This is a genomic window from Delftia sp. NA_296.1, from assembly GCF_052692095.1.
This window is the reverse complement of record NZ_JBQZGF010000007.1, coordinates 1-20020: the sequence shown is the minus strand read 5'-3', so window position 1 is coordinate 20020 and position 20020 is coordinate 1. Positions and strand designations below refer to the sequence as shown.

General features: G+C 69.2%; 18 protein-coding genes. 16 read left to right on the top strand and 2 right to left on the bottom strand.

Annotation, left to right across the window (positions count from 1 at the left end):
• The first annotated feature begins 2 nt into the window (after positions 1-2).
• The 10 genes from ACUTR7_RS17940 (at position 3) to ACUTR7_RS17895 (ending at position 11111) form a co-directional block, all read left to right on the top strand.
• Positions 3-1325, top strand: coding sequence for a CpaF family protein (locus ACUTR7_RS17940; RefSeq protein ID WP_012203993.1), 1323 nt, complete (start codon positions 3-5; stop codon positions 1323-1325).
• Positions 1322-2284 (top strand): type II secretion system F family protein, encoded by a 963-nt coding sequence (locus ACUTR7_RS17935; protein ID WP_141829733.1) that lies wholly within the window; start codon positions 1322-1324, stop codon positions 2282-2284. The genes ACUTR7_RS17940 and ACUTR7_RS17935 overlap by 4 nt, the downstream gene beginning before the upstream one ends.
• Positions 2285-2350: 66 nt before the next feature.
• Complete coding sequence (locus ACUTR7_RS17930; protein WP_445609453.1) at positions 2351-3355, top strand: type II secretion system F family protein; 1005 nt, start codon at positions 2351-2353, stop codon at positions 3353-3355.
• Positions 3356-3450: 95 nt separating this feature from the next.
• Positions 3451-4392: a tetratricopeptide repeat protein gene (locus ACUTR7_RS17925; protein WP_445609452.1), complete on the top strand. Its 942-nt coding sequence runs from the start codon at positions 3451-3453 to the stop codon at positions 4390-4392.
• A 10-nt stretch (positions 4393-4402) separates the two neighbouring features.
• Positions 4403-4843 (top strand): DUF3613 domain-containing protein, encoded by a 441-nt coding sequence (locus tag ACUTR7_RS17920; RefSeq protein ID WP_099734428.1) that lies wholly within the window; start codon positions 4403-4405, stop codon positions 4841-4843.
• A gap of 33 nt (positions 4844-4876) precedes the next feature.
• A complete protein-coding gene (locus tag ACUTR7_RS17915; protein ID WP_047325934.1) occupies positions 4877-5392 on the top strand; it encodes a TadE/TadG family type IV pilus assembly protein in 516 nt (171 codons plus the stop codon).
• Between the two features lie 125 nt (positions 5393-5517).
• Positions 5518-6036 (top strand): TadE/TadG family type IV pilus assembly protein, encoded by a 519-nt coding sequence (locus ACUTR7_RS17910; protein WP_445609451.1) that lies wholly within the window; start codon positions 5518-5520, stop codon positions 6034-6036.
• Positions 6037-6052: 16 nt separating this feature from the next.
• Positions 6053-8356, top strand: coding sequence for a TadG family pilus assembly protein (locus tag ACUTR7_RS17905; protein WP_445609450.1), 2304 nt, complete (start codon positions 6053-6055; stop codon positions 8354-8356).
• Positions 8357-8406: 50 nt separating this feature from the next.
• Positions 8407-9801, top strand: coding sequence for a sigma 54-interacting transcriptional regulator (locus ACUTR7_RS17900; protein WP_013803762.1), 1395 nt, complete (start codon positions 8407-8409; stop codon positions 9799-9801).
• A gap of 35 nt (positions 9802-9836) precedes the next feature.
• On the top strand, positions 9837-11111 hold the full coding sequence (locus ACUTR7_RS17895; protein ID WP_175403303.1) for a glycosyltransferase: 1275 nt from the start codon (positions 9837-9839) through the stop codon (positions 11109-11111).
• A 54-nt stretch (positions 11112-11165) separates the two neighbouring features.
• Here the strand turns inward: ACUTR7_RS17895 and ACUTR7_RS17890 are convergent, their stop codons facing one another.
• Positions 11166-12605 carry an EAL domain-containing protein gene (locus tag ACUTR7_RS17890; RefSeq protein WP_096916871.1) on the bottom strand — a complete coding sequence of 480 codons (1440 nt, stop codon included), beginning with the start codon at positions 12603-12605 and terminating at the stop codon, positions 11166-11168.
• 15 nt (positions 12606-12620) lie between these two features.
• On the bottom strand, positions 12621-13166 hold the full coding sequence (locus tag ACUTR7_RS17885) for a hypothetical protein (protein WP_445609449.1): 546 nt from the start codon (positions 13164-13166) through the stop codon (positions 12621-12623).
• Positions 13167-13466: 300 nt separating this feature from the next.
• Here ACUTR7_RS17885 and ACUTR7_RS17880 point away from each other — a divergent pair, with 300 nt between their 5' ends.
• From ACUTR7_RS17880 to ACUTR7_RS17855, 6 genes are all read left to right on the top strand, one after another.
• Entirely contained in the window at positions 13467-14891 is a 1425-nt protein-coding gene (locus tag ACUTR7_RS17880; protein WP_445609448.1) for a sensor histidine kinase, read from the top strand.
• Positions 14876-16222, top strand: a complete 1347-nt coding sequence (locus tag ACUTR7_RS17875; RefSeq protein WP_445609447.1) for a sigma-54-dependent transcriptional regulator — start codon at positions 14876-14878, stop codon at positions 16220-16222. The genes ACUTR7_RS17880 and ACUTR7_RS17875 overlap by 16 nt, the downstream gene beginning before the upstream one ends.
• 183 nt (positions 16223-16405) lie before the next feature.
• Positions 16406-17083, top strand: coding sequence for a hypothetical protein (locus ACUTR7_RS17870; RefSeq protein WP_445609446.1), 678 nt, complete (start codon positions 16406-16408; stop codon positions 17081-17083).
• 98 nt (positions 17084-17181) lie between these two features.
• Positions 17182-17529, top strand: a complete 348-nt coding sequence (locus ACUTR7_RS17865; RefSeq protein WP_445609445.1) for a DMT family protein — start codon at positions 17182-17184, stop codon at positions 17527-17529.
• Between the two features lie 11 nt (positions 17530-17540).
• Positions 17541-18752, top strand: coding sequence for an MFS transporter (locus tag ACUTR7_RS17860; RefSeq protein ID WP_445609444.1), 1212 nt, complete (start codon positions 17541-17543; stop codon positions 18750-18752).
• A gap of 140 nt (positions 18753-18892) precedes the next feature.
• Positions 18893-19858, top strand: coding sequence for a DNA/RNA non-specific endonuclease (locus tag ACUTR7_RS17855; RefSeq protein ID WP_445609443.1), 966 nt, complete (start codon positions 18893-18895; stop codon positions 19856-19858).
• Positions 19859-20020: the final 162 nt, after the last annotated feature.

The following is a 20020-nucleotide window of genomic DNA, read 5'->3' as shown; positions in this document are numbered from 1 at the left end:
CCATGACGACCACGGCTTATTCCCATCTGGCCGACGCCCAGGCCAGCGAGTTCGAGCGAAGCGCGCTGTTCCTCGACCTGAAGAACCGCACGCACGAGCACCTGCTCAGCCGCATCGAGGAGCTGGGTGCCGAGTTCGGCCGTTGGTCGCAGGCCGCCATCGCGCAGTTCGTGCTGATGGAGCTGGACAGCTTCATCCGCCTGCACTCCGTGCCCGTCAACGAGCAGGAGGCGCTGCAGGTGGCGCGCGCCCTCACGCGCGAGCTCACGGGACTGGGGCCGCTGCAGCCGCTGCTGGAAGACCCGCTGGTCGAGGACATCCTCATCAACGGCCACGGCAACATCTACGTCTCGCGCGGCGGCGTGCTGCAGCGCGAGACGCTGCACTTCAAGGACGACGAGCATGTGCTGCGCATCGTGCGCCGCATCCTGGCGCCGCTGGGCCGGCGCCTGGACGAGTCCAGCCCCATGGTCGATGCCCGCCTGCCCGATGGCGGGCGCATCAACGTCATCATCGAGCCGCTGTCCATCGACGGCCCCTCGGTCTCCATCCGCAAGTTCCGCAAGGACCCGCTGACACCGCCCGAACTGGTGCAGCTGGGCACCTTCAACCAGGACATCTGCCGCATCCTGGAGATGGCCGTGCAGGCGCGCTGCAACATCCTGGTCAGCGGCGGCACCAGCTCGGGCAAGACATCCCTGCTCAATGCGCTGGCCAGCTTCATCCCGGGCAGCGAGCGCATCGTCTCCATCGAGGACACGGCCGAGCTGGCCCTCAACCACAACCACGTGGTGCGGCTGGAAAGCCGCCCCGGCGGCTTTGACGGCTCGGGCCACGTCAGCATCCGCGACCTGCTGCGCAACAGCCTGCGCATGCGGCCCGACCGCATCATCGTCGGCGAGGTGCGCGGCGGCGAGGTGCTGGAGCTGCTGCAGGCCATGAACACCGGCCACGACGGCTCCATGGGCACCATCCATGCCAGCTCGCCGCGCGAATGCCTGTACCGCGCCGAAATGCTGGCCGGCTTCGCGGGCTTTCAGGGCAGCGAGGTCAGCCTGCGCCGCCAGATCGCCAATGCCGTGGACTTCATCGTGCAGATCGGCCGCCTGTCCAACGGCCGCCGCCGCCTGCTGTCGCTGACCGAGGTCACGGGCATGACGGACAACATGATCTCCATGCAGGAGCTGTACCGCTACGAGCCCCAGGTGGGCCCTGACGGGCAGGAGATCGACCAGTGGGTGTCGCTGGGCATCTCGCCGCACTCGCCCAAGCTGCTGAGCTGGTGGCGCATGCAGCAGCAGACCGGCCACGGAGGCGTGCGATGACAGGCCTGGCACCCGCCGTCCTCATCCTCGGCGCGCTGGCCTGCCTGCTGCTGGCCCTGGCGCTGTGGGTGATCATGCGCGGGCGCCGCAAGGAGCATGAGCAGTCGATCAACCTGCACATGAAGCGCAGCGTGGACGGCCACCGGGAGGTGATCTCGCCCTCCCCGCCCATGGCCGAGCCCGCCTTCCGCGCCCCCGCGGCGCAGTCCGCGCCCTCACCCGCTGCCGTGCAGTGGCTGGCCCAGCGGCTGGGCGTCCAGTCCTGGGGAATCTCGTCCAACACCCTGGCCCTGTTCGCCATCACCGGCCTGGTGCTGGCCTTGCTTGCAACCAGCCAGGCAGGTGCTGCCGCGGGGCTGGTGGTGGCCGTGTTGTATGCCGTGGTGCTGGCCTTCGGCATCTGGCGGCGGCAGGCCAAGCGCCGCGAAAGACTGCTGCAGCAACTGCCCGGCTTCCTGGACAACATGGTCCGCCTGATCTCCATCGGCAACTCGCCGCATGCGGCCTTCCAGATGGCGCTGAACAACGTCCCCGATCCGCTGGGCGACGCGCTGCAGCAGGCGGCGGCCATGCTCAGCGCATCTCCCGACCTGGGGCAGGCCATGGGCCAGCTGGAGCGCAACTGGCGCCTGCCCGAATTCGGCCTGCTGGCCGCCGTGTTCCGCATGAGCGTGCGCTATGGCGGCCGCGCCGACCTGGTGCTGGAGCGTGTATCGGCCTACATCCGCGACCGCCAGTCCGCCGAGCGCGAGCTGCATGCGCTGTCCTCCGAGATCCGCATGTCGGCCTGGGTGCTGGCCCTGCTGCCCCTGGTGGTGGGGACGCTGATCATGGTGATCAACCGCGGCTACTTCATGCGCATGTGGAACGACGACAGCGGCCAGACCATGGTCCTGGTCGCCGCCGCCCTGGAGGCCCTGGGCGCCTTTCTTCTCTACCGGCTGGCCAAGCTGAGGTGAACCCATGACAGCACAGGTACAGGTACAGGTACAGGCCCACCCATCCGTCTGCGCAAGGAGCCACGCATGACCCCGCAGCAACTGTGGATCGCCAGCATCAGCCTGGGCGCGCTGGGACTGGTGCTGTGGGCCTGCGCCCTGGTGTGGAAGCTGTGGCGCTCGGCCCGTGCCTCCAGCCAGGTCGCCAAGATATTGCAGGCGCGCGATACCGCATCGACCCCGAAGGCCGCCACGAAGAGCGCCATGCAGGCCAACGACGCGCAGCTGCTCAACCCGCTGTCCATCAACGTGCGCTCCTCCGATTCGCCACAGGCGGTGGCCGCCAACCTCCCGCCCCCGGCCTGGCTGCAATGGGGCGTGGCCAAGGCCTTGCTGGCCGATGAGGACCGCAAGCTGCTGGACCAGGCCGGCGTGGGCACGCGCAACGGCAGCATGGCCTATGTGGCCAGCCGCATGGTGCTGTGCGTGGTCCTGCCCCTGCTGGCGCTGGGTGTGCTGCGCCCCGGCGAAAACGCGGCGCTGATCTACGGCTTTCTCGGGGTGAGCCTGGGGCTCATGCTTCCCAAATGGTTTCTGCGCTCGCGGGCCAAGGGCCGGCGCGAGCAGGTGGTCGAGGAACTGCCGCTGTTCGTGGACCTGCTGAGACTGCTGCAGGGCGTGGGCCTGAGCGTGGACCAGAGCCTGCAGATCCTGGCCTCGGAGTTCAAGGGCGTGCTGCGCGTCATCAGCGGCGAGCTGGCCCTGGCCAACCAGCTCTACAACACCGGCCGCACGCGCGAGCAGTCCTTCCAGCGCATGGTCAACATGAGCGCCGACGACGACATGAGCGCCATCGTCAACCTGCTGGTGCAGGTGGACAAGCATGGCGGCGCCGTGCAGGAGCCGCTCAAGGAATTCAGCATCCGGCTGCGCGAAAAGCGCCAGGCCAGCTTCAAGGAAAAGATAGGTTCCATCACCGTCAAGATGACGGGCGTCATGGTCCTCACGCTGCTGCCCGCCCTGCTCGTCATCACGGCGGGCCCCGGCTTCCTGGCCGTGATCAGGGCATTGACCACCATGGGAGGACGCTAGGCATGCGACACCAGGAAAACACCCGCGCAGGGCGGACGCCAGCGCCGGCACCCCTTGCACCCCTTTCAACTCTGGTAGCCCTGGCGACCCTGACCTTGGCCCTGGCCGGCTGCGCCAGCAAGGGGCCGCAGGGCTACGGCGCCCCTTCCGCGCAGCAGGAAACCGCCGCCCAGGCCCAGCAGCAATTGCAGAACGCCCAGCAGGCCACCCAGGTGGACAACGCCCAGACCTATCTGGACCTGATCACGCAGATGCAGCAGGCCGGCCAGTGGTATGCCTCGCTGGCGCACACCGAAGCCTTCGAGCAGCAGTACGGCGTGAACCCGGAGTCGCGCCTGATGCGGGCCGACGCGCTGCGCAACACCGGCCAGGTCGAGCAGGCCCGGCAGGCCTACCTGGCGCTGCTGCAGGGCGCCACCACGGCGCGGGCGCGGCGCGGCCTGGGCCTGCTGTACGCAAGCCAGGGCCAGTATGGCCAGGCCGTGGAGCAGCTGGACAAGGCGCGCCAGCTCAACCCCATCGACGCCAACGTGCTCAGTGACCTGGCCTACGCCCACATGCTCGATGGCCGGCTGGCCGCCGCGCAGATGCCCATCATGCAGGCCTCGCAACTCGCCCCGGCCAACGCACGGGTGCAGCTGAACATGGCGCTGTTCTGGCTGGCCAGCGGCAACCAGGCCCAGGCGTCGCAGCTGCTGCGCCAGCTGGCCCAGCCCCAGGCCAAGGGCGCCCTGCCCATGATCGACCAGACCTCGCTGCAGACCCTGCAGGCACAGCTGACCAGCGTGCGCGATGCCGTGCGCCTGCGCGGCGACAGCCTGCCCGCAGAGGCCGGTGCCGGTGCCGCTGTGTCCAGCGCCCCTGTGCTGCCTTCTGTGCTGCCCCCTGCACCGCCCCCTGTGCCGACCCTGGGCACCCGCCCCGAAGCACGCGCCACCGAGGCCCTGCCCGAGACCCTTCCGGCCGGCATCACCCGGCGCATTCTTCTTTCCGAGCCGCCCGGCGCCGCAGGCGCAGCACCGGCCTCGCCACTTTGAGGAGCACGACATGCCAGACACATACCGCATGGACCCACCGCGCCGCACTGCAGGCGCCAACGCTCTGGCCCCCTGGCTGCTGGCCGCCGGCCTGGCCCTGCTTCCCACGGCCGCGCTGCATGCCCAGGCCTTTGGCGAAGTGCAGAGCCCGCCCGAGCAGGTGGATGCACGGCCCCATGTGTTCGCCGAGCCCTCCACCGACTCCATCCTGGTCGGCTACACGCTCTACACCAACCCCGATGGAACCGTGATGTACCTGCCCCGGCGCGAGATCGACATCGGCGGGGGCACCCTGCGGCTGCTGGAAATGCAGCACAGCCAGCCGGGCCAGCGTGCACGCCCCATCGCGGGCGAGCAGGCGCGGCGCAGCTATGCGCGCTACCTCAAGAGCTTCGAGACGGAAATCCCCGCCCTGTACAAGACCGGCGTCGAAGCCGGCGGCAAGAACTGAGGCCGGCCCCGGCCACGGCTTGCAGGAACGACCATGACCCGGCGCCAACCCCGCGCTCACCGCTCCCACCGATCTGCCAGCCTGCGGCAGCGGGGGGTGTATGCGCTGGAGTGGGCCATCATCTTCCCGGTGTTCTTTGCCCTGCTGTATGCCTGCATCAGCTACGGGCTGGCGTTCCTGGTGCGCGAATCCATGCAGGCCGCCGCCGAAGACGCCGCGCGGGCCACGCTGCGCTACCAGACCAGCCGCAGCGCCCGCCTGGACGCGGCCCGCAGCCTGGTGCAGCAGCGGCTCGACTGGCTGCCCGCCGACCTCCGGCCCACGGCTGGCAGCATCGACGTTCGCATCTGCAGGCTGCAGAACAGCGAACTGTGCTCGGCCACGCTGACCTGCGGCGTGCTGGTTGCCGAACGCTGCATGGTGCGCGTGGGCTTCACCATCCCTTATGGAACCAGCCCGATAGCGCCCGCTCTGCCGGGCTTCGGCCTGGTCATGCCCACCACGTTGACGGCCAGCGCCAACATCATGGTGGACAGGGGGGGGCTATGAAGCTCCCCCTGAGTCGCTTCGCGCCTTCCCCCTCTCTCGCGTCGCGGGAGGGGGGCATACGGGCCACCGGCGACACCCTCGGGGCGGGGCGGCCCTTGCTCGGTGTCCCTGAGTTGGAGCATGCCATGCGTGGGGCACGCCCTGCTGCATCGGCCGAGTTCATGCCAGACACCGGCGATACCTTCGCGGCAGGGCTGCGCAGGCGGCAGCGCGGCGTGGCGGCGGTGGAGTTCGCGTTGATCGCCGGGGTGATGGTGATGCTGCTGATGGGCATGTTCGTGTACTGGCGCGTGCTGCAGGCACAGCAGTCGCTGGCGCGTGCCACGGGCGATGGTGCGCGCATGGTCCAGCATCTGGCGTTTGGCGGGATGGCGGGCTACAACCCGGCCAAGCCGGCCGAACGCGCCAACATCCTGCAGGCCACCAGCGATGTGGTGAACCAGAGCCTGGCGGCCAGCGGCATTCCAGCGGGCACGGCGCCCACCCAGATACAGATCGACTGGGGCACTTCCCAGGCCACGCTGAGCGTGGTGTACATGCTTCCCCCCGTGCTGGGCCAGGGCCTGCAGGTGGGCAGCCAGACCTTGGGCGAACCCACGCGCCTGGAGTCCCGCAGCCTGATCAGGCTTGCGCCCGGCAGCTAGACAGGAGGACCAGAGCATGCTCACCCACCTCCCCGCATCCGCACACCGCCCCCGAACGCGCCGGCAAGGGCGCCGACAAGGGCGCCGGCAAGGCGGCAGCCTGCTCGTGCAGTTCGCCCTGCTGGGCTCGGTGCTGTTCCTGTTGCTCGGCGTCGTGGACCTGGGCTACATGTACTACGCCAAGCGCGACCTGCAGCGCATTGCCGATCTGGCGGCCACCCAGGCGGCCCAGACCATCAATGCCGAGCGCAGCAACCGCGCCGCCTGCGTGACGGCGGGCGAGGATAGCATCACGGCCAACTGGCCGGTTCCGCTGACCCGCAACAGCACCCAGACCGTGGTCAGCTGCGGCAACTGGAACCCGGCGGACCCGGCCAGGCAGTCCAGCGGCGGCCGCTTCTTCGACGCCAGCTCCGGCCCGCTCAACGCGGCGCGTGTGACGGTGGGCGGCACCTCGCCCACCATCTTCCCCGGCCCCTGGAGCCGTGCCGTGGTGGCCGAGGCCATTGCCATGCGCAACGACTCGGTGGCGTCCTTCCAGGTGGGCTCGCAGCTGCTGCGCTTCAACAAGGACACGCCGCTGGGCGGGCTGCTGGGCCTGGTGGGGCTGGACGTGGGCATGCTGACCCTGCTGGACTCCAAGGGCCTGGCCGATGCCAAGATCAGCCCGGCCGGCCTGCTCAAGGCCCTGGGCGTGAACCTGGGCATAGAGCAGCTGCGCGCGCTGTCGCCCGAGGGCCTGGCCAACATCGCCAGCGTCACCCTGCTGAACGTGATCGACGCCTCCATCAGCGCCATCACCGACAACGCGCTGGCCGTGCAGCTCAATGCGCTCAAGACCCAGATCATCAACGCGGGCCTGAGCACCATCAAGATCCCGCTGGGCAGCCTGGATGACCAGAAGGGCCTGTTCGCCTTCCTGGGCGCCGGCCGCACCGATCCGCTGAACGCGGCCATGGACGTGCAGCTGGGCATTGGCGACCTGCTGAAGACGGCCATTGCCATCGGCGCCAACGGCCACGCGCTGCAGGCCAACCAGCTGGATGTGGCCGGGCTCATCAAGGCCCAGCTGACCATCGTGCAGCCACCCACCATTGCCGTGGGCCCCGTCGGCACACAGGGCTACAGCGCGCAGATCCGCCTGAACCTGAACGTGGACACGGACCAGCTGCTGGGCGGCGCGCTCAAATGGCTGGTCAAGGACATCCTGGGCACCCAGGTCAAGCTGCCCATTGCCGTGGACATCACCAACGCCACCGGCACGCTGACGGCGCTGCAGTGCAGCGCCAGCCCGCAGACCATGGACCTGTCGGTCAAGTCCTCCATCCTCAATGCCTGCGTGGGCAAGATGGACCCCAACAACAAGCAAAGCTGCGAGAAGGGCCTGCAAAATGAGCAGCTCATCACCCTGCTGCACCTGCCCGTGCTGAACGGCAAGCTGTGGGTGCCGGCCCTGGAGTACACGGACTCCACCACGGGCCTGGGCATGGAGCCGGGCTACGAAGATCCGGCCGACCCCAACTGGTCCAAGACCAACCGCTCCACGCAGGTGAACCAGCTGGCGCTGGGCGATACGGTCGACAACATCGTCACGGGACTGCTCAACCTGCTCAGCGGCCTGCTGCAGCCGCCGGGCACCACGCCCACCGACATCACCACGCGCCTGCTGGAGTCCTACCTGGATGCCGCCAAGGTCAACGGCCTGTACAACGTGACCAGCGTGACCAACCTGCTGCTCAACGGCCGGGGGACCGTGGGCGCCCAGGACTACATGCCGCCCCTGCTCACCTCCAATTTCACGTTCAACAACGCGATCGCTGTTAGCGGCATAGACAAATGCGGTCTCGTCCTGGGTCTACTTGCCGTATGCCCTTCCTCCACCTGGCCAAGCGGCACCTTCTCGGCCGCCCTCAATTCCTACACCAGCGTGCCGGGCGGCCTGCTGGGTGTGCTGGGCATCTCCACCTACGACAACGGCTACCAGAGCTGCGCGGGCCTGCTCAGCTCGCTGCTCAACTGGAATGGCTGCGTCAAGCACAACGTGACCAAGCTGCTGACCTCGCACCCGCAGTACCTGTACGCGATCAACCCGAACAGCCCCGAGATCCAGTCCCTGCTCAACCGCGACAACAACCTCACCTGCACCGGCGCCCTGTGCACCCTGCTCAAGCCGCTGATCACCGGCGTGCTAAAGCCCATCCTCAACGGCGTGGGCACGCTGCTGACCAGCGTGCTCAAGGACACGCTGGGGCTGGAGGTGGGCCGCACCGACATCAAGGCCCTGTCCATCGGCTGCGACACGGCGCAACTGGTTTTCTGAACGGCAGGCAAGGCCATCCAATCCATGAATCGACAACGAGGGAATGCAACGTGAATCTGGACGAGCTCGTCATCTATGTCTGGGAAGGCCAGGCCGATATCGCCGAGCGGGTGGAGCGCTGCGTGCTCAACCTGGGCGTGGACGTGGTGCGCGCCGACGGGCTGACCCTGCCCGCCGACACCAGCGAGCTGGGCAATGCGATTGCCGTGGTCAGCGTCTCGGTGCTGGAGGGCGCGCGCTTCACGCGCCAGGGCGTGGAGGGCACCTTCGGCATGCCCGTGCTGTGGGTCAGCGCCAAGCAGCGCGACGCCAACGCCGGCACCTATGCCATGGAGTACTCGCATGTGCTGCCCTTCGACTTCACGGGGGCCGAGCTGCGCGCCATGCTGGTGCGCATCCTGCGGCGCATGCAGAGCAACCAGCGCCAGGTGCAGCGCTCGGAGGACATCATCGCCGTGGCCGACTGCATGCAGCGCCTGCTGCGCGACGTGGACACCTTTGCCGACTGCGAGCACAGCGTGCTCATCATCGGCGAGACCGGCGTGGGCAAGGAGCGCATTGCCGAGCGGCTGCACGAGCGCAACAACCGCTACGGCCAGGGCCCCTTCGTGGTGGTCAACTGCGGCGCCATCCCGGACGGGCTGTTCGAGTCCCTGTTCTTCGGCCACGCCAAGGGCTCGTTCACGGGCGCGGTGAATGCCCACAAGGGCTATCTGGAGCAGGCCAACGGCGGCACGCTGTTCCTGGACGAGATCGCGGACCTGCCGCTGTACCAGCAGGTCAAGCTGCTGCGCGTGCTGGAAGAGCGCGCCATCACGCGGCTGGGGTCGGCCGCCGCCGTGCGGCTGGATTTCCGGCTGGTGGCGGCCACCAACAAGCCGCTGCGCGGGCTGGTGCGCGAGGGGCGCTTCCGGGCCGACCTGTTCTTCCGCCTGGCCGTGATCGAGCTGCAGATCCCCAGCCTGGAGGAGCGCGGCGAGGCCGACAAGCTGGCCATCTTCCACGCCATCCTGCGCAAGGTGGTGGGCGAGGCCACGATGAAGGAGCTGGGCGAGGCGCCCTTCTTCATCCTCGACGCCGTGGCCCAGATGTACTTCCCCGGCAATGTGCGCGAGCTGCGCAACCTGGCCGAGCGCATCGGCGTGGCCGCCCGCCAGACGCGCGACTGGAACGCCGACGGCGCCACGCAGCGCATCCTGCAGCACGCCCAGGCCCTGTCGGCCACCACCTTCCCGCCGGACGCGGGCGCCGCCGAGCCCCTGCTGGCCGACCGCAGCAACTGGGACATGGACGAGCGCAACCGCATCATCGCGGCGCTCAACACCAACGACTGGAAGCGCCAGAACACGGCCCAGCACCTGGGCATCAGCCGCAAGGTGCTCTGGGAAAAGATGCGCAAGTACCAGATCAGCGACGGCGAGCCCGAAGTGCCCGTGCCGGGCTGAGCACGCCCTCCGACACATCCCCATCCCCCCACGCCATGGAGACCTCCACGAACATGCAGGACAAGCCGGTCATCATCTTCGTCAGCGCCGTCTACCCCAGCCAGTACAGCCTGCTGTGCAGCCACCTTCGCGCCAGCGGCGCGGCCGACAGCTGGTTCATGACCATGCCCGGCCATGCCGAGAACTACGCCAGCCAGTGCGACCACCTGCTGTCGTTCCGGCCCGATGGCGACATCGTCGGCCCGCAAAGCTACTACTACTCCAGCAAGGTGGAGCGCTCGGCACGCATAGGCCGCGGACTGCTGCAGGGCCTGCAGGCCTTCGAGAAGGAAAAGGGCAAGCGCATCGACGTGGTGGTCGCCCACTCGCTGTGGGCCGCACCCAACCTGCTGTACGGCGAGATCGATGCCGCCATCGTCAGCTACATCGAGTTCCCCAGCTACCGCGTGCACGGCAACGAGCCCGACTACCCGCCCGACCTGTCCCAGCGCCTGGCCGACCGCAACATGGAAATGCTGCACTACCACCAGGTGCTGTGCAGCGACCTGACCATCACGCCCAGCGCCCATGCGCGCTCGCTGTTCCCGCCTCTGCTGCAGGAGCGCGTGGCCGTGCAGTTCGAGGGCTTCGACATCCAGGCTCCCGACGAACAGGCCGAGCCGCCGCCGCGCCAGGACACGCGCTTCACCGTGGCCTTCTCATCGCGCGACCTGTCCAGCTCCAAGGGCTTCGAGACCTTCATGCGCCTGGTCGATCGACTGGTGCGCGAGGGCGATGGCCAGCAGATGCGCTTCATCGCCCTGGGCGACCCCACGGCCGTGACCTACGGTTACGAACAGCAATGGGTGGAGCGCCGCTACCAGGGCAAGGTGGCCAGTTTCCGCGACCATCTTCTGCAGATCCACCCGGCCGCCCAGGTGGTGGAGTTCCCGGGCAAGCTGCCGTATGACGAGTTCGCGCGCACGCTGGCCTCGGTGGACCTGTTCCTCTATCCGCTGCGCTACGGCGTGGCCAACTGGGGATTGATGGAGATCCTGGCGCGCGGCGGCTGCGTGATCGGATCGAACTGGGGCTTTGTGCCGGAGCTGGTGCAAAACGATGTCAACGGCCTGCTGCTGCCCGACAGCGACGACGCCTGGATCGGCGCCATCCGCCAGCTGCGCGACGACCCGGCCCGGCGCCAGCGCTACGGCCGGGCCGCGCGCGAGACGGGCAAGCGCTTTCACATCTCCAACGTGGCTCCGCGCTTCATGGACCTGTTCCGCCTGGCCATGGCGCGGCGCAGGGCCGCCCCGCTGATGCTGGAGTGAGGTGCCGCACCGGCACGGGCCAGGCGCGGCCCAGGGCCGGGATCGGTCCAGGCCTCAGGCCCGCGCCTGCAGGAAAAATCCCGTGCCCATGCCGGTCTCGGCGGCCGACACCTCCGCTCCACCAGACACGGTTGAGGCCGCCACAAGAGCAGACATGCGCTCCATGCCGCTCCAGCTCAGGGCCATGTCCAGCTCGTCGCCGTCCTGCACCTCGGTCGCCTCCAGCACCTCCAGCACGTCTTCCACGCGCACCACCTGGTCCAGCAGGCCATGCAGCGAGGGCCGGGCGATGAAGAAGCCCTGCGCGCCATGGGCTCCCGCCAGCGCCACGGCCTCCAGGCCCTGGGCGGACTCGATGCCTTCCACGATCACGCAGGCGCCCCGGTCGGCGCACAGGCTGACCAGGCCCTGCATCATCCGGGCCGAAGGCCGGGCCTGCAGGCTCTGGTCCAGCACGGACTTGTCGATCTTGACGATGTTGGCGCGCAGCTTGCCCAGAATGTCCAGGCCGCCGCGCCGGGGCACGATGTCGTCCAGCGCCACGCGCACGCCCAGGATCTGCAGGTGCCGCACCAGGCCCAGCGCGGCCTTCTCGCAGGGGAAGGCGCCGGTCTCGGTGATCTCCAGCACCAGGCGCTGGGCGATCTCGGGCCGGTCCTCCAGATAGTCGAACACGCCATCCCACCAGGCGTCGTCGCAGAACGAGGCGGCCGACAGATTGCAGCCCAGGCTGTGGCCGGTCTTCATCTCCAGCGCGCCTATCATCGACCACAGCACGCTGCGGTCCAGCCGCGCGGCCAGGCCCAGGCGCTCCAGCGCCTCGATGGCATGGGGCACGGCATAGTTGTCGTAGGCAGAGAACACGCTGCGGCGCAGCAGGCACTCGTGGTAGAGCGTGCGGCCCGCGCCGGCCCCACTGCCTCCGCCTGCCATGCCTGCGGGGTCCAGCAGCGTCACGGGCTGGAATGCCAGCGCCAGGTGGCCCAGCCGCAGATCGTCCAGCAGGCGGCCCGCCAACTGCATGTCGGCCTGGTAGGCCTTGATCAGCCTGGGGTGCATCCTGCGCACCGCCATGTCCTGGACGCCCGCCGTGGCGTGGCCCTTGCCGCGTATCTCGTGCAGGCCCGTCAGGGAGACGCAGCCCAGCGCCTGCACCTCGGCGCGCAGATAGGCCTGGCGCGCGCCGTCCACCACCGGGTCGCGCACCAGGGCGGACTCCAGCGCATGCATCCAGCCATGCCGGGCCTGATTGCCGGGCAGCACCGTGTCAGCCATCGTGCGGGGATCGAACCCCCGAACCAGCACCGTGTCGCCCGCACGCTCCAACGATTCGGCATCGATGCCCAGGCCCGTGAGCCGCTCCACGCAGGCCCGCATGGCCTCGTCGCAGAAGCCGTTGCCGTAGACGCTGCGCCAGGTCTGCAGGGGCGACAGCCAGATGGCCAGGTCCACGGGGGTGTCGCCGGGCGGAGCTTCGATGATGTCGTCGTGCATGGTGTGCTCCTTCATTCAACGGCCTGCAATGGGTTGTGAATAGCAGTGAAATCCGATCGCCCGGCGCCCCCGGCCGGACGACCCGCCGCCGAGCACGCCGGCATCCACGGCCGACAGCGCCAGGTCCACATGGCCGGCCACCAGGTCAAAGACCACCGAGCAGGCATCCGCCTTGCGGCTGAAATACGCCAGCGTGGCGTCCGTGCCACCAGCGAAGCTGCCCAGCAGCGCCTGCCCGTCCTGCTCCTGGAACACGGCCTGCGCGCCCCCCTGCTGGGGCACGATGACGCGGTCGCCCTGCTGCAGCACGGCGCCGGCCTGGGCCGCGATCACATCGTTGCGCCGCACGATGCGCACGCCCTCGCTCACGCGCGTGAGCAGCGCCACCGGCGCCGTCTGCGCATGAAGGCTTCCGTCGCCCGCCTCGCGCGCAGGGGTGCGCGGCACGGCGGCAGACACAAACGAGGCTGGCACGTTCAACGGCTTGCTGCGCGCCCTGTCAGGGCTGGTGCGCAGTCGCGACAGGGCCACGCCTGCAAACGACAACGAGACAGCGGCCATGGTTTCTCCTCCGAAAGACAGCGATCGATGGGGTGCGTGGCGCAGCACCCGGTTTTCCAGACACTGCGACAAGCTTTTTGCATCCTGTTGCAACAAGCGTGCCATGGGCCTGGACGTCTTCATCCAACGCAAAGCCATCTGTAACCTATTGATTTATTTGGACACCCACGCACAGCCGCCGCCATGTCACCGCGCGGCGTTACGGGCGATGTCACGTAACGCCGGCGCGCCACGGCGTTACTTTCACGGCGGCCGCGCAGGACGACGCGGCCCTGGCTGCCAGGCGCGGACCCCCTTTCGGTGTATGTTCCAGCGCATCACTTTCAGGAGCCGGCCCTGTCCCCGCAAAAGTCCATCCAACGGGATCTGGTGATCCTCTGGCTCACCATCTCGGCCGTCGCCCTGGTGCTGGCGTGGCTGCTGCTGCTGCTGAGCCGGCAGGGCACCGACCAGCAGGTTTCCCGCGCCCGCGACGCCGCAGGCGTCAGCTGCAGCGCACTGCAGGCCGGGGCCGCGCGCATGGGGCTGGCGGGGCTGATGGCGGACACGCCCAGCGCACAGGCCCGGTCCGCCGCGCAGGCCGTGCTGGACCTGGCGCTGCGCGAGCGCCCCGGCATGGAAGGCGGCTTCTGGCGCGAGGGCCCCGGCGTGGTGGCCTATGCGTTTCCCACCTACGACGGCTCGGGCATCAAGCGCGATGCGCCCAGTGCGGAGATGGAGCGCATCGCCTCCACCGCCCAGCGCGCGCGGGACAGCGCGGGCCTGGTGACCGACCTGCGCCCCGGCCTGCGCGAGGCGGTGGTCTTTGCCGCCTGCCCGGCCCAGGCCGATGCGCCCGCCCTGGTGGCCTGGACACTGATGCGCGTTCCCCTGATCAGCGCCGACGTGGTCAACCCCCTCATCCTTGCCGTCAGCCTGCTGCTGGGCATGGTCCTGGTCTCGGGCCTGTGGCTGGGCAGAATGCTCCGGCGCTGGCAGCGGCAGTCGGCACAGATGGAGCAGCAACTGCTCAGCGCCGAACGGCTGGCCACCCTGGGCCGGCTGTCCGCAGGCCTGGCGCACGAGATCCGCAACCCGCTGGGCACCATGCGCATGAAGGCCGAGACCGCGCTGGCAGCGCCCGCGCCACTGCGCGAAGCGCGCAGCCAAGGCGCCCTGGAGGCCGTGCTGGCCCAGACCGCGCGCCTGGAAGACCTGGTATCGAGCCTGCTGGCCTTGACCCAGCCCTTCCGGGTGCAACCGGAGCCGGTGGACCTGCAGCAGCTGCTGGACGAAAGGCTGCAGGCACATGCCGAGCTGGCCCAGGCCAGGGGCGTGCAACTGGCAACGGCAGTGTCCGCCGGCCTTGCCCGGGACCTGCAAGATGGGCGCCGCCCGCTGCTGGACACCGTGCAGATGGCCAGGGCGCTGGACAACCTGCTGCTGAACGCTCTGGCGCACACGGCGGCCGGCGGCCGGGTGGAACTGGGCGCAGACCGCCGCGGCACCACCGTTTCCCACCGCAACAGCCCTCTGCAACTGTGGGTGGCAGATGACGGCACGGGCATTGCGCCCGAGCTGCGCGACACGCTGTTCGAGCCCTTCACCACCGCGCGCCCCGGCGGCACCGGGCTGGGATTGGCGCTGGTGCGCGAAATCGTGCTGGCCCATGGCGGCCGCATCGCGCTGGGCAAGACAACACAAGGCACACGCATAGAAATGGAATTTCCATGGCCCGCATCCTGATCGTTGACGATGACACGGCCTTCCGCGAAAGCCTGGCCGAGATGCTGGGCGACCTGGGCCACGCGGTCAGCGCGGCGCCCACGGTGGCGGCGGGGCTGCAGGTGCTGCAGGGCGGTTCGGTGGATGTGGCCATCGTCGATCTGCGCATGCCCGGCGAGGACGGGCTGGCCTTCCTGCGCAAGGCCCGCGGCCTCTCGCGGGCGCCCTGCATCATGCTCACGGCCTATGCCAGCGGCAGCAACACCATCGAGGCCATGCGCCTGGGCGCCTTCGACCACCTGACCAAGCCCATTGCCAGAACCTCGCTGGTCGAGGTGCTGGAGCGCGCCTTGCTCAGTGCGGGCCAGGCCGGCAGCCCCGAGAACGTGGCGCAGCACCCGGCGCAGAACCAGGAGCCGGAAGGCGATGAAGCCGAACTGGTCAGCGGCAGCGAGGCCATGCGGCAGGTCTTCAAGCGCATCGGCCTGGCGGCGGACAGCGACGCCACCGTGCTGGTGCTGGGCGAGACCGGCACGGGCAAGGAACTGGTGGCGCGCGCCCTGCACCGCAACAGCGCCCGGGCGGAGCGCCCCTTCGTGGCCGTCAACTGCGCGGCCATTCCGGCAGACCTGATGGAAAGCGAACTCTTCGGCCATGTGAAGGGCGCCTTCACGGGCGCCGTCAGCGACCGCGCCGGGCGCTTTCGCGAGGCGCAGGGCGGCACGCTGTTCCTCGATGAAGTGGGCGACATGCCGCTGCCCACGCAGGCCAAGATCCTCAGGGCGCTGCAGGAGCGCGAGATCACGCCCGTGGGCGCCAGCCGGGCGCTGCCCGTGAACGTGCGCATCATCGCGGCCACGCACCGCGACCTACCGGCTGCCGTCAAGGAGGGTCGCTTTCGCGAGGATCTCTGGTACCGGCTCCAGGTCGTGCCCGTGCACCTGCCGCCGCTGCGCGAGCGCCTGGGCGACGTGCTGCTGCTGGCCGAGCATTTCCTGCGCCAAGGCGGCGGCGCCTCGCCCAAGCGCCTGGGTGCCGACGCCGCGCGCCTGCTGCTGGCGCACGACTGGCCCGGCAACGTGCGCGAGCTGCGCAACGCCATGGAGCGCGCGGCCCTGCTGTGCCCCGGGCCGGTCATCGGGGCCGAGCACATCGGCCTGCAGCCTGCAGCGGCACACGGGCCCGCCATCGACTGGAACGGCCCGCTGGCCGCCGCCGTCGCCCAGCTGGAGCGCGAAATGGTCACGCGTGCCCTGGCCGCCGCCACGGGCAACCGTGCCGAGGCCGCACGCCGCCTGGGACTGTCGCGCCAGCAGCTGTACCGCAAGCTGGCGGAGTTCGGGCTGGGCTGAGGCCGCAATGGGCGCACGGACGCACGGACGGCGCCGCATGTGTCCGATACGGTGACACCTGCTGTCTCCACATCGGACACCGGGCCCGCAGCGCCCGCTGCAAGCCCTTGATTTCATGAGGATTCCTGATGGCATGGCACTTGCATTGACGGATGCGTGTCCATCGCCAACCTAGGAGCCCTCATGTCCCGATTTGTTCTTACCTCCGCCGTTCTGTGGCTGGGTTCCAGCGCATTGAATGCGCATGCCGTGCCGCCCGGCGCCTTCGCCCCTTCAGGCCCTGCAGCCCCTGCAGGGCCTGGCGCGCCGCATGCACAGGCCGTGCTCGAAAGCGCAGTCGCCCGGCTGCTGACCAATCCGTATGGAGAGGTGGACGGCCTGCGCCTGACCGACGGCACGGTGGTCCGGTTCCCGCCGCATATGTCCGACGCGCTCACGGCAGTCGTGAAGGTGGGCGACACGGTGCGCATCATCGGCCGCAGCGAAGCCGGTGGTGCGGTCAAGGCGGATGCCATCGTGAACTCGGCCAGCGGCCAGACCGTGTACGACCAACCGCCCGCCCGCGACGGCGCGCGCCCCATGCCGCCGCACCTGCGCATGGCCGGCCTGCAGACGCAGCAGGCCCAGGGCCGCATTGACGTCGTCCTCACCGGCCCGCGCGGTGATGCCAACGGCGTCATCCTGTCCGACGGCGCCATCGTGCGCTTTGCCCCCCATGCGCTGCAGCAGCCGCTGCAGCCGGGGCAGCTGTTTGCCGCCTCGGGCCTGGGCACGCGCAACGCGCACGGCACCTCGCTGGAGGCCACCAGCATGGGTGCCAGCCTGTCGGACCTGCAGCCGCTGTACGACCGCGCGCGCTGACGCCACCGCCCGGTCCCAGGGGCCGGGCGGGCTCCTGCCCCCATCCTGCTTTTCTGCTTTCCGGCTTTCCTGCTTGCCCGCTTTCACCGAACCCCACCATGTCCCCCAAGATCGCCCCCGTCCTGCTGCTGCTGATCTCCAACGTCTTCATGACCTTCGCCTGGTACGGGCACCTGAAGTTCGAGAACCGGCCGCTGTACCTCGTCATCCTGGTGAGCTGGCTGATCGCGCTGGCCGAGTACTGCTTTGCCGTGCCCGCCAACCGGCTCGGCCATGAGATCTACAGCGCGGCCGAGCTCAAGACCATCCAGGAGGTGATCACGCTGGTGGTGTTCGCCGTCTTTTCCGTGCTCTACCTGGGCGAGAAGCTCACCCTCAACCACCTGGTGGGCTTCGGCTTCATCTGCCTGGGCGCCTTCTTCGTGTTCAAGGGCCCCCTGCGCTGAAGGAAGCCGCCATGCACCGCACACACCACCATGCGCGGCGCTGGCTGCCGGGGCTCAACTTCTTCCTGGCCGACGTGCGCGACGGCCTGGGACCGTTCCTGGGCGTGTTCCTGCTCGCCCAGGGCTGGCGGCTGGACGACATCGGCTACGTCATGGCCCTGGGCGGCATCGCGGGCATGCTGGCCACCACACCACTGGGCGCGCTGGTCGATGCCTCGCGCCGCAAGCGCAGGCTGCTGGCAGCGGCCATCGCCCTGCTGCTGGCGGGCAACCTGGCCATCTGGATCGCACCGTCGCTGGCCGTGACGGCGGCATCGCAGGTCATCACCGGCGTGGTCGCGGCCCTGATCGCGCCCTGCCTGCTGGGCATCACGCTGCAGATCACCGGCCATGCGGACCTGCCCCGGCAGCTGGGCATCAACGAAGCCTGGAACCACGCCGGCAACGTGGCCACGGCCGCGCTGGCGGGGGCCATGGGCCTGCGCTGGGGACTGCCCTCCGTCTTCGTGCTCATGGCCCTGATGGGCTGCGCCTCGCTGGCCTGCCTGGCGCTGATGCGGCTGGATGAAACCCCGCAAGACACGCCGCCCCCAGAGCAGGCAGGGCCTTGCGCACCCGGCCTGCTGCACGTGCTCACGGGCACGCCGGCGCTGCGGGTGCTGGCCGCGGCCATGCTGCTGTTTCACCTGGGCAATGCCGCCATGCTGCCGCTGCTGGGCCAGGCTGCCGTGGCGCGCGGCCATGCCAATCCCAGCGGCTTCACGGCGCTGACCATCATCGTGGCGCAACTCGTCATGATCCCCATGGCCTTGCTCGCCGGGCGCCACGCCCAGCGCAGCGGCTACTGGCTGCTGGTCAAGGCGGCCCTGCTGTCGCTGCCGCTGCGTGGCCTGGCCGCCGCCACCTGGGACTCCGACTGGGCGCTGATTCCCGTGCAGGTGCTCGACGGCGTGGGCGCCGGGCTGCTGGGCGTTGCCCTGCCGGGCCTGGTCGCGCAGACGCTGCGCGGCACCGGCCACGTCAACGCAGGCCTGGGCGCCGTGATGACGCTGCAAGGCCTGGGCGCGGCCGCCAGCCCGGCACTGGCGGGCTGGATTGCGCAGCGCTTCGGCTTTGATGCGGCCTTTCTTTCCCTGGGCGGCATCGCGGTGCTGGCCCTGGCGCTGTGCTGGTTCGGCGCGCCTGCCGAACCAAGGGCCGCACACCTCCAGCCCAAGACCTGAAATCAGGCCATGCGCGGCCCGCTTTCAGGGCATCTGGAAACATTTGGGGGCCTGGAAACATAGGAGAATTCCTAGGACCCGAATCAGAACCCGCGCCATCGCGGACTTGCCTCCCAGCGGCCAGCGCCAGCCGCCCCCGAATGACTGTCAAGAACAAGAAGCCTTCCGCGCGCAAGCGCAGTTCCTCCACCGCCTCCAAGAAGAAAGCCTCCAGCCGCAGCGGACTGTGGCGCTCCATGTTCGCCGCCCTTGTGGCGGCAGCGGGCACCTTCCAGATCGCCAGTTGCAGCCTGGACCCGAACTGGCACCCCAAGCTTCCCGAGCCGCCCTTCCTGTCCACCCTGCCCATCCCGGGGCTGGAGCACCTGCGCAAGCAGCCGGAGACAGGTTCGGGCACGGCCTCCGGTGGCGGCAGCCCGCCAGCCGGCAGCATGGCCACGGGCTTTTCGCACTGCCGCGATTTCTTCCCCGGTGGCGAGCCCCCTGCCCTGCAGATCCAGCCCCAGCAGCGCGAGCTGTGCTTCAGCGCCTTTGCCGTGCTGCACAGCGGCCAGACCAAGACGCCCGTCTTCGTGGTGGAGCGCCTGAACCGCAAACTGCTGGACCAGGGCCAGGGCCTCAAGCGCAGCGACAAGTTCTATGCCGATGCCCGCCTGCCCCGCGCCGAACGCGCCGAACTGGACGACTACCGCCGCTCCGGCTACTCGCGCGGACACATGGCGCCGGCCGGCGACATGTACTCGCCCGAAGCCATGGCCCAGAGCTTCAGCCTGGCCAACATGGTTCCGCAGGACCAGACCCACAACGGCGGCGTCTGGAGCAAGGTCGAGCAGGACACGCGCCGCTACGCCCAGCGCGCCCAGGGCGATGTCTATGTGTTCACCGGGCCGGTGTTCGACGGCCAGCCGCTCACCATCGGGCCGGGCAAGGTCCATGTGCCCAGCCATATCTTCAAGCTGGTCTACGACGCCAGCACGGGGCGTGCCTGGGCGCACTGGCAGGCCAATAGCCCGGATACGCGGATGAGTGCGCCGATCAGTTATGAGGAGTTCACTCGGAGGACGGGGATGCCGTTGTTGGCGGGGGTGATGAGGGGGCGGGGTTAGCCTTCTGGCGTGGGCCAGGGGGCTGTTTCTTGCCCCTGCCGGGGGGTTGTTTTTCGAGGCCGGGTCTCGGCCCGGCGGCCGACCTACTTTCCTTTGTTTCGCCCCCTCTATGTCAGGATAGTTGTCGCCTCAGCTTCCCTTTGCAAAGCAGGCGGCACCATA